This window comes from Psychroserpens sp. XS_ASV72 (genome assembly GCF_041224425.1).
Taxonomy (GTDB): domain Bacteria; phylum Bacteroidota; class Bacteroidia; order Flavobacteriales; family Flavobacteriaceae; genus Psychroserpens.
In genome coordinates, this window is record NZ_JBGFGL010000080.1 from 282,914 (window position 1) to 296,531 (window position 13,618).

General features: G+C 36.3%; 13 protein-coding genes. 5 read left to right on the forward strand and 8 right to left on the reverse strand.

Annotation, left to right across the window (positions count from 1 at the left end; all coding sequences use genetic code 11):
- The first annotated feature begins 1 nt into the window (after position 1).
- Positions 2 to 532 (forward strand): YciI family protein, encoded by a 531-nt coding sequence (locus tag AB9K26_RS12215; RefSeq protein WP_369972838.1) that lies wholly within the window; start codon positions 2 to 4, stop codon positions 530 to 532.
- A gap of 49 nt (positions 533 to 581) precedes the next feature.
- On the opposite strand, the gene AB9K26_RS12220 is transcribed toward AB9K26_RS12215, so the two are convergent.
- The gene (locus AB9K26_RS12220) at positions 582 to 1,091 is read right to left on the reverse strand and encodes a heavy-metal-associated domain-containing protein (RefSeq protein WP_369972839.1); all 510 of its coding nucleotides are present in this window, start codon (positions 1,089 to 1,091) and stop codon (positions 582 to 584) included.
- A 93-nt stretch (positions 1,092 to 1,184) separates the two neighbouring features.
- Here AB9K26_RS12220 and AB9K26_RS12225 point away from each other — a divergent pair, with 93 nt between their 5' ends.
- On the forward strand, positions 1,185 to 2,063 hold the full coding sequence (locus tag AB9K26_RS12225) for a DMT family transporter (RefSeq protein WP_369972840.1): 879 nt from the start codon (positions 1,185 to 1,187) through the stop codon (positions 2,061 to 2,063).
- Positions 2,064 to 2,120: 57 nt separating this feature from the next.
- On the opposite strand, the gene AB9K26_RS12230 is transcribed toward AB9K26_RS12225, so the two are convergent.
- Both AB9K26_RS12230 and AB9K26_RS12235 read right to left on the reverse strand, forming a co-directional pair.
- Complete coding sequence (locus AB9K26_RS12230; protein ID WP_369972841.1) at positions 2,121 to 4,205, reverse strand: insulinase family protein; 2,085 nt, start codon at positions 4,203 to 4,205, stop codon at positions 2,121 to 2,123.
- 19 nt (positions 4,206 to 4,224) lie between these two features.
- Positions 4,225 to 5,553 carry a M16 family metallopeptidase gene (locus AB9K26_RS12235; RefSeq protein ID WP_369972842.1) on the reverse strand — a complete coding sequence of 443 codons (1,329 nt, stop codon included), beginning with the start codon at positions 5,551 to 5,553 and terminating at the stop codon, positions 4,225 to 4,227.
- Positions 5,554 to 5,769: 216 nt separating this feature from the next.
- On the opposite strand from AB9K26_RS12235, the gene AB9K26_RS12240 reads away from it, so the two are divergent.
- The 3 genes from AB9K26_RS12240 to rpmA all read left to right on the forward strand — a co-directional run bounded on the left by AB9K26_RS12240 (position 5,770) and on the right by rpmA (position 7,283).
- Positions 5,770 to 6,225 (forward strand): DUF4199 domain-containing protein, encoded by a 456-nt coding sequence (locus AB9K26_RS12240; protein WP_369972843.1) that lies wholly within the window; start codon positions 5,770 to 5,772, stop codon positions 6,223 to 6,225.
- 77 nt (positions 6,226 to 6,302) lie between these two features.
- The gene (gene rplU, locus AB9K26_RS12245; RefSeq protein WP_369972844.1) at positions 6,303 to 6,986 is read left to right on the forward strand and encodes a 50S ribosomal protein L21; all 684 of its coding nucleotides are present in this window, start codon (positions 6,303 to 6,305) and stop codon (positions 6,984 to 6,986) included.
- Between the two features lie 36 nt (positions 6,987 to 7,022).
- Positions 7,023 to 7,283, forward strand: coding sequence for a 50S ribosomal protein L27 (gene rpmA / locus AB9K26_RS12250; RefSeq protein ID WP_369972845.1), 261 nt, complete (start codon positions 7,023 to 7,025; stop codon positions 7,281 to 7,283).
- Between the two features lie 53 nt (positions 7,284 to 7,336).
- On the opposite strand, the gene AB9K26_RS12255 is transcribed toward rpmA, so the two are convergent.
- From AB9K26_RS12255 to AB9K26_RS12275, 5 genes are all read right to left on the reverse strand, one after another.
- Complete coding sequence (locus tag AB9K26_RS12255) at positions 7,337 to 9,109, reverse strand: DNA mismatch repair protein MutS (protein ID WP_369972846.1); 1,773 nt, start codon at positions 9,107 to 9,109, stop codon at positions 7,337 to 7,339.
- Positions 9,110 to 9,195: 86 nt separating this feature from the next.
- Positions 9,196 to 9,942 (reverse strand): succinate dehydrogenase/fumarate reductase iron-sulfur subunit, encoded by a 747-nt coding sequence (locus tag AB9K26_RS12260; RefSeq protein ID WP_369972847.1) that lies wholly within the window; start codon positions 9,940 to 9,942, stop codon positions 9,196 to 9,198.
- Between the two features lie 12 nt (positions 9,943 to 9,954).
- Positions 9,955 to 11,952, reverse strand: a complete 1,998-nt coding sequence (locus AB9K26_RS12265; protein WP_369972848.1) for a fumarate reductase/succinate dehydrogenase flavoprotein subunit — start codon at positions 11,950 to 11,952, stop codon at positions 9,955 to 9,957.
- Positions 11,953 to 11,964: 12 nt separating this feature from the next.
- Positions 11,965 to 12,645, reverse strand: coding sequence for a succinate dehydrogenase cytochrome b subunit (locus tag AB9K26_RS12270; RefSeq protein ID WP_369972849.1), 681 nt, complete (start codon positions 12,643 to 12,645; stop codon positions 11,965 to 11,967).
- A 92-nt stretch (positions 12,646 to 12,737) separates the two neighbouring features.
- Positions 12,738 to 13,613: a hypothetical protein gene (locus AB9K26_RS12275; RefSeq protein ID WP_369972850.1), complete on the reverse strand. Its 876-nt coding sequence runs from the start codon at positions 13,611 to 13,613 to the stop codon at positions 12,738 to 12,740.
- Positions 13,614 to 13,618 lie beyond the last annotated feature (5 nt).

Sequence of the window (13,618 nt, forward strand, 5' to 3'; positions counted from 1 at the left end):
CATGAAGAATAATTTACTCATTTTAAGTTTGCTATGCTTTATTTTATCTTGTAAGGAAAGTGATAAAACGACAGTTGATTCTACTAAGGTTTTAGATACTGAAGTTATCGAAGTAGCTAAGGATTTAGAGCAGGAAAAAGAAATCACTACTGCAGAACTCAAAAAGAAATTGACTGGTAAAGGCTATCAAATATTTGACTATGTAGATGAAAAAACAAAAGACACCATTTTAATGCAACAGTATTTTATAGCGTTTTTGAAACGAGGTGTTGTTCGCAACCAAAATGAAGAAGAAGCCAATCGGTTACAAACGGAACATTTGGCACATTTAGGAAAAATGTACGAATTAGGCTATGCTGATATTTCAGGTCCTTTTGGTGACGATGGTGATATCAGAGGCATTACGATTTACAACGTACCAACGCTTGAAATGGCAGATAGCCTAGCCAATGCAGATCCTATGGTAAAAGCAGGTCGATTGGAAATTGAAATCCATCCTTGGTGGGCAGCTAAAGGTTTTCCATTGCGATAAAAAAACCCACTTACATGTAAGTGGGTTTTCAATATTATTTTTAAAAAAACTAGGCTTTCTTCTTTTCTGCGCAACATGCTTTTGTGCAATTTTCTGCACACGCCATTTTTTCGGCTTTGGTTTTATCAGCACAACATGCTTTAGTACAATCTTCCTTACATGCTTCTTTTTCGTTGGAAAAATGCTCTACGGTTTTCATGTCTTTAACTTTGTAAGCATCACCAGCTTTAGCTACGGCCTCTTCCAATGAGTTTGGAGTGACTTTAGCTTCATCGTATTCTACCATAGCCAATTCTTTTTCAAAATCAACTTTAGCAGATTTCACACCATCCATATTGGCAATTTTCTTTTCGATAGTTTTAGCACAACCCATAGCACAGGTCATACCTTCAATACCAAACTCTGCTTTAGCATAAGTGGCATTCGGATCTAATTCTTGCTTCGCCACAGTAAGCTCCTTGTTTTCAACAGTCTTTACTTCAGGTTTTGCTTCTGTTTTACATCCCATAATAGCCATAGAGAGAAAGGCTACAATTGCTATATTTTTTAATGTATTCATAAATTTTAAATATTGAATTTACAGCAAACATAATAAATATCGCTGTTTCTTGCATTAAAATTAACGATTTTTGTGACTTAGTTAAGGAATCTTATGAAGTATAGCAATAGCAAATGGTTGAACTTATTACTGCTCGCTGTAATTTGGGGCAGTTCGTTTATTTTGATAAAAAAGTCCTTGTTAGGTTTGAGTCCTTATCAACTGGGAGCATTGCGAACAGTAATCTCGGGATTACTACTTTTTTCAGTTGGATTGACTAGCATCAAAGCGATAAAAAAGAATGAATGGAAATGGATTGTTATTACAGGTTTTTTAGGATCTTTCTTTCCAGCATTTTTGTTTGCTTTTGCAGAAACTGAAATTGATAGCGCCGTGACTTCGGTGTTAAATTCATTGGTGCCGCTTAACACCGTATTGTTTGGTTTTGCCGTGTTTAAAATCGCATCTACAAGACGACAAATCTTAGGCGTTATGGTTGGTTTTATTGGGACAAGCATCTTGATCTTAAAAGGCGCTGAACTCAACCCTGAACAGAATTATCTTTATGTAGGTTTTATTTTATTGGCAACATGTATGTATGCCTTAAATGTAAACATCATTAAAAAGCACTTGCAATACGTAAAACCTTTGAGTATTGCCACTGGCAATTATGTCGCTATTATTATACCAGCAATTGTGGTTTTGCTTTGGTCTGATTTTTTCAATACTGAAACTTTTTCAAATCCCTTTTTTAAAACATCAATGCTTAGTGTTGTGGTACTATCCATTTTTGGAACAGCTTTGGCAAAGGTATTGTACAATAAACTTGTTCAGGTTTCCACACCAGTCTTTGCGTCATCAGTGACTTATTTAATGCCTGTTGTGGCTTTGTTTTGGGGTATTTTGGATGGAGAAGATTTTGGACCGATTCAGATTTTGGGGAGCTTGATCATATTGGTTGGTGTGTACTTATCTCATAAAAGAAAGCGATAAAAAAAACCGAAGCTAAAACTTTAGCTTCGGTTTTTTGTTTTATTGCAATGAAAACGATTAGTTAAAATCAGCTTCAGTAACCCCTTCATTAAATTTAATGGATGTTGAGTTCAAAATTACAACTTGTGGTCCATTAATTACTTTTTGCGTGTGAGGCAACATGACACCGTTCACGTCTTTATAGTCAGAGAAATCAACTGTTGTAGTCACAGTTTGACCTTGCTGTTCTGATGTTGATTCAGTTCTAACCAAATAACCTGTTTCGGTATCATAAAAACGATAAGAAACATCGTCACCATTAGCAACCTTAACTTTATAAACATCTTTACCTTCTACAGTGGTAACCGATTCAATAGACATTGTAGCAGTATCCATGTATAATTCTGGGAACAGACCTTTCTCTTCCATTTTGTTGGAAATTTGATCTTCTGTCATCGGAATTTTCATCCCTTGTTGCTCAGTATATCCATTAGAACCATCAAATTTTTGCTTCATAATGGTTCCCATGCCTTCTATAGTCATTTCCATAGATTCTTTATTAGGAGCCATTGCCTTGATGGTTGCTTTAGGCTTGAAAGGCGCACCTTCAATCGTAACATCAGCATTGGTAAGCATGGTATTGATGTCTTGAAGTTTTTGTTTTCCTCCAACAGCCTCGATGTAAGCATTAACTACCTTTTCAGCATCAACACCTTCAGGAATTGGTTTTGAGTATACTGGTTTGTCTGTAGCGTTTGCATATTTATCATAGTATTTAACAGGAATTCCAGTTTTTTCAAGATTTTCAATAACATCACTTCCTTTACCTACAATTACAACCCTTGCATTTTCAGGTTTGATATACTTGTTAGCTACACGCATAACGTCATCTACGCTTACCGCATTGATTTTTTGTAAATACGTCGTGTAGAAGTTCTTAGGCAAATTATTCAATTTAATGTTCAATGCATAGTTAGCAATGGTTTGTGGGTTTTCTAGTCCCATAATAAAGTTACCAACATACTTTGCCTTAGTGTCTTTAAGCATTTGAGGGTCTACAGGCTCAGTTTTGATTCGCTTGATTTCCTTTAATGCCTCAACAACAGCACTATCGGTAACCATGTTTCTTACTTTGGCAGTAGCACTAAAGGTGCCATACCCATATCTGTTGGCACTTAGTCTAGAATAGGCGCCATAGGTATAACCCTTGTCTTCACGTAAGTTCTTGAACAAGTAGCCTTCTCCACCACCACCAAGAATACTATTGGCGATAATACTTGCATGATAGTCTTCATCATTCATCTTTAAATCAATACTGTTTGTAATATTGATACTAGATTGTGATGCGTTTGGAAGGTCAACAAAGTTAATTTGTGTGTATTGCGCATTTGGATTAACAGGAGGTAGACTTGTTGAAACTTCAATGTCTGACTTTTCCCAAACACCAAAATACTGTTCTATTTGTTTTTTAACCTTGCTTAAATCGACATCACCAATAACAACTAAATAAGCATTGTTTGGATTGAAATATTTTTCATAGAAAGCAACTGCGTCACCAAAAGTAACATTGTTAACTGTTTCTTCAGTTACAAATTCTCCATAAGGATGGTTTTTACCATACAATAATGCGTCTCCCACGCGATCACCAATGGCATCAAGGCTTTTTTCTTGTGTTTTTAGTCCCTCTAGAAGTCTTTCCTTTTCTTTATTGAATTCTTCTTCAGTTAATAGAGGATTAATAGCTGCATCAGCCATAAGCTCTAATATTCTTTCAGAATACTTTGAAAGGGTTGCGGCATAACCTCCATTGATTCCAATATTTAAGGTAGCACCTAGAAAATCGATTTCTTCGTTAAAATCATCTTTAGGAATACTAGTGGTTCCATTACCGAGCATATTCCCAATAAGGCTTTCAACACCAGCTTTTTTACCTGTAGCAATTGGTTTGTTGTCTATTCTTAATGAATAAGAAACCCTTGGTAGTTTATGGTTTTCAACAACCAAAACCTTAAGTCCGTTTTTTAATTCGAATTCACTAGGAACTTCTAATGAGATTTTTGGCTCAGGACCTGGCTTAGGTTGAACAGATCTATCTAATTGCGCATTTACAGTAACTACTGATACGAAGAAAAGTAATATAAATGCTGATAATTTTGTTTTCATGTTGTTTGCAATTTTCATCTTATTCTTCATCTTTTTGTGGTAAATATTCAATTTCTACACGCTGGTTTGGACTAAGATATTTTTTAGCCACAGATTGAATGTCTTCTCTAGTAATTGATCTGTAGATGTCAATTTCCTTATTAATTAAATTAACATCACCATACAGCAAGTAGTAGGTTGCAAGAGAACTTGCAATACCCTCAACACTTGAGTTTGAGTTTACAAATTGATTTTCAAACTGGTTGATTAGTTTTTGATGATCGCGTTCTGAAATTAATTCGGTTTGAATTTTAACGATCTCCTCATCCATTTCACTAAGCAAATTGTCAAGGGTAACGTCGCCTAGAGGCAATGCAAACATGGCAAATATATTGTAATCTTTTTGAGGAATGTTGACTGCAGCTACTTGTAAAGCTTGCTTCTGTTCGTCAACTAATTTTTTGTAAAGCACAGAACTTTTTCCACCACTTAAGTATGAAGAAATCATGTCTAAAATGTAAGCATCTTTGGTTCCAAATCCTGGAGTTCTATAGGCTGCCAGAATTGCTGGAATTTGAATGTTTTTATCAAATGCTTGTGTTCTTACGGTTTCAGTAATAGGATCTTCTTTAGGGAAATTTCTAACCACTTCTTTTCCTCTTTTAACCTCACTGAAGTATTTTTTTACAAGAGATTTCGTCTTTTTTGTGTCAATATCACCAGCCACAATCAATACAGCGTTGTTAGGACCATAATAGTCTTTAAAATATTGGTTGAATTCTTCTAGTGTAGAAGCGTCTAAATCTTCCATGTATCCAATGTTTGGATGCATATATGGATGCTTATTGAAAAGATTGGCGCCTAAAGTTTCGAAAATCTTACCATAAGGTGATTCGTAACGTTGACGTTTCTCTTCTTTTACTACTTCGTTTTGGGTATCTACACCAACTTGATCAATAACAGGGTGAAGCATACGCTCAGATTCTAACCACAAGCCAAGTTCTAATTTGTTTGATGGGAAAACCTCATAATAATAGGTTCTGTCTTGAGAGGTGTTCGCATTAAATCTCCCGCCATTTGCAGGAATAATTTTCATAAATTCACCACGTTCAATGTTTTCAGAACCTTCAAACAAAAGATGTTCAAAAAAGTGAGCAAAACCAGTACGAGGTGCATCTGGAGTGCCTCCAAAATCTTTACCTCCAACATTGTACATAACTGAAGTGACAACAACTGGAGCAGTGTTATCTTGATGAAGAATTACATGTAATCCGTTGTCAAGATCAAATTCTTCAAATTTAACTTCTTGTGCCGATGTCGCAAATATTGCGAGTACAAAAGCAGCTAAAGTAAATAAGCGTTTTTTCATGTGTGTTTGTTTTAATTAATTTTATCGTATTGTGAGTATGTGCGTTGTTAAAATTGTTACACAAGTTTTACAAAAATAGGGATTAGCTTTTCAAATTTTGGATTTTGAAGTGTAAAATTTATCTTAAAAGCAGTGCTTTAGTGCCTAATTTTCACGAATTTTAAGAGAATAGGTTAAAAAACCAAAATTTAGAATAACATTAAAACACTAACAATTATGAACACATCATTAAAAGTTGCTTTAAAATATGGAATTATAGTTACTGTATGCCTTATCGCATACTTCTTGCTATTGAAGCTGTTTAATTTTCATGAAAACCCTTGGTTGAGAATCATGAATGGCGTTATCATGTCCTTAGGAATTTATTATGCTATCAAATACTATAAGCTGAGTTCAGACCAAGAGTTCAGCTATATTAATGGAATGAAAACAGGTTTGCTAACTGGTTTTATTGCCACTGTAATTTTTACGGTTTTTATGGCTGTTTACATGTTTCATCTGGATGTTCCTTTTACCGAAAAATTACTTGGTGACTGGTTTGGAGATTATGAAGTAAGTGCAAACATTTTACTTTTAATTGTATTTATTGAAGGCTTAACTTCTACAATCGTACTGTCAATGGCGTTTATGCAACTACTCAAAAAAAGCCGAAATATTCCTCAAAAGGCCTAAAAACGTTTGTAGATTAATTAATTAGCAGTATATTTGCACTCATTTTTTAATAAATTAATTAATAAAAACGTTACGCTATGTACGCAATTGTAGAGATAGCAGGGCATCAATTTAAAGTTGAGAAAGACCAAAAAGTTTTTGTTAATCGTTTAGATACAGAAGAAGGAAAGAAAGTATCTTTTGACAATGTTCTTCTTATTGGTGACGATAGCAATGTAACTGTTGGCGCCCCAGCTATAGACGGAGCACAGATTAGTGCAAAAGTCTTAAAGCACCTTAAGGGTGACAAAGTCATCGTTTTCAAAAAGAAAAGAAGAAAAGGTTACCGTGTAAAAAATGGTCACAGACAAGCCTTATCTGAAATCGTAATTGAAAGCATCGTGGCTTCTGGAGCTAAGAAAGCAACTCCAAAAAAAGAAACCAAAAAAGCAGAACCTAAAGCTGAGGTAAAAACTGAAGCTAAAAAGGAGGCGCCAAAAGCTACCGCTAAGAAAGCGACTGGTAAAGCAGACGATTTAAAGAAAATCGAAGGTGCTGGACCAAAAGCAGCTGAGGCATTGGTAAATGCTGGATATGATACATTTGCTAAAGTAGCAAAAGCGAAACCAGAAGAATTAAGCGCTGTGTTAACTGAAGCAAGTTCAAGATTAGCACACCTTGTTACTGATACATGGCCAAAACAAGCTAAGTTGGCTGCTGAAGGTAAATGGGATGAGCTTAAAGCGTTACAAGATAAATTAGATGGTGGAATTGAAAAATAATTCCATTTAAGTATAACAATATAAAACCTTAAGACAATGGCTCATAAAAAAGGAGTAGGTAGTTCTAAAAACGGTAGAGAATCAGAATCGAAACGCTTAGGTGTTAAGATTTTTGGTGGACAAGCTGCTGTGGCTGGAAACATTATCGTAAGACAAAGAGGTTATACACATCATCCAGGTGAGAATGTGTATGGCGGAAAAGACCACACTTTACATGCTCAAGTTGACGGTATTGTAAGATTCTCAAAGAGAAAGGACGGAAAATCATTCGTTTCCGTAGACCCTTTTGAAGCATAAGAGTCTTTTCAAATTATTATATAACCCACTCTAATTAGAGTGGGTTTTTTTATTTAAACAATATTCATCTTCTTCATTAAAAAGCTAGCATTCATATTTTGACAGATGCCTTTCTTCAACTTGTAGTCAAAATAGAGTTCATCATCTATGATTTCAGCATCAAAATAATAGTTTTTTACCTCAGCAAGTGTTTCAGAAATTTCACAAAGACTTAAGTCATGCGTAGCAATAACTCCAGTAGCATGTCCTTCGACTAATTTTTCTACAAATCTTTTCGAGCCAATGGCTTTATCGGTACTATTGGTCCCTTTTAAAATTTCATCCAAAATGATAAAATAAGGTTCATCAGCAATAGACTCCACAATAAATTTCAAACGTGTCAATTCAGAAAAGAAATAACTGCTCTCATCTGATAAAGAATCAGAGGTTCTCATGCTAGTGATGAGTTTAATAGGTGTATAAAGACTTGATGAGGCGCAAACAGGCAAGCCTGTATTTGCCATGATAATATGTAAGGAAACAGTTCTTAAAAAAGTACTTTTTCCCGCCATGTTAGCTCCTGTAACCACAAAGAATTGTTGCTTATCTATAATAATATCAGAGGCGACACGCTTTCCCTCAGAAATCATAGGATGACCAAGAGCTTTTGCATTTAAAACAGTATTGGTATGTAATTCAATTTTTGGAAACACATAATTAGGATGGTTGAAGGCAAAAGTTCCCAGACTATTGTAAGCATCAAAAAAGGCAATGGTTTCAAACCAATCTTCAGCTTTATGGGCATAATTAGTGATCCAACGTTCTATTTTGTAAGTGTTTTTTAAATCCAAAAGGAGATACCCATTTCCAAAAATGGCTCCAATAAGGTTGTTCCTGTTGTCTAAAGCATCTAAATGTTTAGAAAATCTTTTTACGATACTTGACGCCTTGATATCTTTTAAATGAATTTGTTGTTGCTTGACTATTAAAAGTTCAGAAGAAAACTTTTGTTGTTCAATTAAAAGTAACAAGCTAGAAAACTGTTTGAATGTTGCTTTGGCTTTATCTGAATTATGAGCAAGGACATTTATTTTTTTCAAATAGACACCTGTCAATGCAAGACCCGCAAACAACCAATAGCCAAACAAACTAATGTCAATCGTTTCAAAAACGGACAGCAATAACAGTATTATTGAAATAGTAGAAAACACCCAAGGCAGCCAGCTCATATAGTGTGGGACAAATGGTTTATGATGTTTCAACCAATGTAATATCTCTTCGGAAGACGATTCGGTTTCAATCAAACTTCCTGTCGCAGAAAAAATCTGAGACCATTCTTGTTTTTGAGAGAGTTCTTTAATGGCTTCCTGACGCATTTCAATATCTGAAATATCATTGGCAGTTAACATTTGGACTAAATAATCTTGACCAGAGCCCAAAACCGTTCTATTTGAGTACTGAAAAAAAGAGCCTTTACCAAAAAGGTCCACGTCAAAACTGTATTGATGATTTGGATTTTGAAAGTTGCTTCCAGGGTTTCGGTGTTCAAATTCCCCTGAAGCAATTTTTTGTTCTTCTTGGTTTATCTTGAGAAGGGATTGGTTTAATTCAAGTTTCGATTTATAGTCCGTATAGCGTGATAATAAAAAGACAAATACAACGACACCAATAATACCAATCAATAGCATGAACTTCCAATTGGGATATAACAGGTACAATCCAATAGCTGATAGAATAAAGACCGCTAGACGAATGCTGCTTAGGCTTATGAGCCTATTTTTTAAGCTCGACACTACAGATGTGTACTTTTTTATGTTGTCTGAATAAAAGGCGTTTTTATCTTTCATTTCTTAAATAAGGATAAATAAAAGTACACAAAAAAAATCCCAAGAAGGCTCTTGGGATTTTGAATAATGATCTTCATTTATTTGAATTAGCCTTTTAAACTAGCTTTTAAATATTCTCTATTCATTCGGGCAATGTTTTCCAAGGATATACCCTTTGGACATTCCACTTCACAAGCTCCTGTATTGGTACAGTTTCCGAAGCCTTCCTCATCCATTTGCTTTACCATATTTAGAACACGATCTGTAGCTTCTACTTGCCCTTGAGGTAATAACGCAAATTGGGAAACTTTGGCACCGACAAATAACATCGCACTCGAGTTTTTACAAGTCGCCACACATGCGCCACAACCAATACAGGTTGCAGCAGCAAAAGCATCATCTGCGTCATGTTTATTAATTGGAATAGCATTGGCGTCTATGGTATTTCCCGACGTATTTACAGAGATAAATCCTCCAGCATGTTGAATACGATCAAAAGCAGATCGGTCTACCACCAAATCCTTAATTACAGGGAATGCGGTAGCTCTAAATGGCTCAATGGTTATGGTATCTCCATCCTTAAACATTCGCATGTGTAATTGACATGTTGTAATACCTCTATCTGGTCCATGTGCTTCACCATTTATGTATAAGGAACACATCCCACAAATGCCTTCTCTACAGTCATGATCAAAAGCCACTGGCTCTTCACCTTTAGTAATCAACTGCTCATTTAAAACATCTAACATTTCTAGGAAAGACATGTCTGGAGAGACATCACTAATAGGGTAGTCAACCATTTTTCCTTTATCGCTAGCGTTTTTCTGTCGCCATATTTTTAACGTTAAATTCATAGCTTTCCTTTTTTATTTATAACTTCTTTCTTTCACTTCAATAAACTCGTAATTCAATTCTTCTTTATGTAAGACTGCATCTTTAGGCTCTCCTTTGTATTCCCAAGCAGCCACATATTGGAACTCCTTTCTTCTCATGGCTTCACCTTCAGCGGTTTGGTATTCTTCTCTAAAGTGTCCACCAGCAGATTCTTCTCTTAATAAGGCGTCCTTAGCAAATAATTCGCCTAATTCAAGAAAATCGGCTACACGTAATGCTTTGGCCAATTCTTCATTAAACTCATCATTGCTTCCTGGCACACGCACATCTTTCCAGAATTCGGCACGAAGTTCAGCAATTTCGGTAATGGCTTCCTTAAGACCTTTTTCGTTTCTGGCCATTCCGCATTTATTCCACATGATTTTTCCTAAACGCTTATGGAAATAATCAACAGAATGCGAACCGTTATTATTGATAAGGTGAGCGATATTATCCTTAACATTTTTCTCCGCTTCTTCAAATTCAGGAGAGTCTGTAGAGATAGGTCCTGTTCTAATGTCATCTGCTAAATAATCACCAATCGTGTATGGCAACACAAAGTAACCATCGGCTAAACCTTGCATTAAAGCCGAAGCTCCTAAACGGTTGGCGCCATGATCAGAGAAATTAGCTTCACCAATACAGTACAACCCAGGAACAGTAGTTTGTAAATTATAGTCTACCCAAACACCTCCCATCGTGTAATGTACAGCAGGATAAATCATCATTGGTGTTTCATACGGATTTTGATCGACGATCTTCTCATACATCTGGAACAGGTTTCCATATTTAGTTCTCACTACTTCCTGTCCTAATTTTTTAACTAAAGCTTCGTCGTTTTCATCGAGACCTTTAACGTGAGCCTGCTCTTTTCCGTAGCGCATAAACGCAGAAGCAAAATCTAAATAAACCGCTTCTCCTGTAGCATTCACGCCATAACCAGCATCACAACGTTCTTTTGCTGCTCTAGAAGCCACATCACGAGGCACTAAGTTTCCGAAAGCTGGATAACGACGCTCTAGATAATAATCTCTATCTTCTTCAGCTATCTGTGTTGGCTTTAATCGGCCTTCACGAATAGCCTTTACGTCTTCAATGTTTTTTGGTACCCAAATACGTCCATCATTTCGAAGTGATTCAGACATCAAAGTTAACTTAGATTGATGATCACCTGAAACCGGAATACAGGTTGGGTGAATTTGCGTGTAACACGGATTGGCAAAAAATGCGCCACGTTTATGAGCTTTCCAAGCTGCGGTAACATTACTTCCCATGGCATTTGTTGACAAGAAGAACACATTTCCGTAACCACCAGTTCCCAAAACCACAGCATGTGCAGAATGGCGTTCAATTTCTCCGGTTACAAGATTTCTAGTGATAATTCCTCTAGCTTTTCCATCAACTATAACCACATCCAACATTTCATGGCGATTGTACATTTTCACTTTACCACGACCGATTTGTCTGTTAAGAGCTGAATAGGCACCAAGTAATAATTGCTGACCTGTTTGTCCGGCAGCATAAAAAGTTCTTGAAACCAAAACACCACCAAACGAGCGGTTATCTAAAAGTCCGCCATATTCTCTGGCAAAAGGCACACCTTGAGCCACACATTGGTCAATGATGTTCGCAGAAACTTCAGCTAAACGATATACGTTGGCTTCACGTGATCTATAATCACCACCTTTTACTGTGTCGTAAAAAAGTCTGTAATTAGAGTCGCCATCACCTTGGTAGTTTTTTGCCGCATTGATGCCTCCCTGAGCTGCAATGGAGTGTGCTCGTCTAGGAGAATCTTGAAAACAGAACGCCTTGACATTGTATCCTAATTCAGCTAAGGTTGCTGCTGCCGAACCACCAGCTAATCCTGTTCCAACGACAATAACATCAATAAGACGTTTATTGGCTGGATTAACCAAATTGATGTTGTTTTTATGATTGGTCCATTTTTCAGCTATTGGACCTTTAGGTATTTTAGAATCTAAAACCATATTAGATGTATTTTAATGACCGTTAAAATGATGAAACACTGCAATAAATATGAACAATAGTGGAACACCAATGGCATATACTTTACTAAATCCTTTTAATGCCTTTGTGTATTTGTTGTTTGCTCCAACCGATTGGAAGGCAGACATGAAACCATGGAGTAAATGCAATGCAAGTAACACAAATGCTAAAACATAAGCACCTACACGCAATGGGCTATGGAACTTCTCCACCAATTCATGATAATATCTAAAAGTTTCTCCATCTGCCAGAAGTCCGCTCATATCACCTTGGATATATTTGACATTCATTTCTGGAATCCAGAAGTCAATAAAGTGCAAGACTAAAAAGGCTAAGACCACTGCTCCAGAAAGCAACATGTTTCTACTCATCCAAGTGGAGTTGGCACCACCATTGTTTTTTGCATAACTTACTTGTCTTGCTTTGTTGTTTTTGTATTCCAACACAAATCCCATAACAAAATGAAAGACCACACCAATAATCAATACAGGCTGCATGAGCCCTTGGATTACTGGATTGGTTCCCATAAAATGAGACATTTTGTTGAATAATTCAGGACTGAAGACTGAAGTAAAGTTGATAGAAACATGCATTAATAAGAAAATCATAAGGAAGAACGCCGAAAGTGCCATGGCAAATTTTCTTCCAACTGACGAACTAAAAATTCCGCTCATTATAATTGAAGTTAATTATTTGTATAACAAAGATACGGCTCAAACGTGTCTAGCCCAAATTTTAACTTCGATTTTGGTTATTTAGAATCGGTTTAATTAGACACCATGGGAATCAAGCCTCGAAGTCCCATATCAACCACTTGTTCTCCAGCTGCTGGTTCATATTTCCCATCATTATTGACTTCGGTCCACTCAAAACTATTGTTGATGGAAAACGATAACGTCACTACAATATCTTCAGTTTCATTCCCAGAAATGGTTAATACGTTTTCAAATTCGCCAGTAACCACACAAGAACCTTGAGGAATAGGTGAGGTATTGAACAAAGGATTGGGAACTGTTGTAGCTCCTGCAGGTGCTTGTCCTTGAGTCGTAAACCCTAACGCTTCAAAAGCCCAAAAGCCTTGCAGTCGATTACCATTCACATCAATGGTATTACCATTTAAATCAAAAGACGTAATGTAGGAGTTGTAACCAACAAAACTCGCTAAGGTTCCTGTGATGTCTTGACCGTTAACCAAAAGTTCGATATCACCTTCCTGATACGCTAAAGATACGCGAACCCATTCGTATGTTCCCGCTGAAACCTGACTTAATGGAATCGTTAAAAAGATATCATCATTGCCAGCAAAAATTGAATTTTGAAAATCAATAGCTTGAGCACCTCCAGCTGAAGTTTCCGAACCTTCATAAATGATCTCTCCTGTTCCTAAAGCAGTTGTCGAAGTTGGTGCAAATTCAATATAATTGACGCTCATTCTATTGATACTTGGTGATTGTGCTGCATTCCCTGGAGCAACATTAACTGGTTGTCCTAAGTTTCCTAAACGAACTTGATTAGGGTCAAACTTGAGTTTGATCACAAGATTTGTTTCACTAGGATTGAGCTGTTGATTATCATCATTGGACTCACTACATGATAATGAGAATAGCAGACTTAATACAAAAATGAATTTTAGATATTTCATGGGAC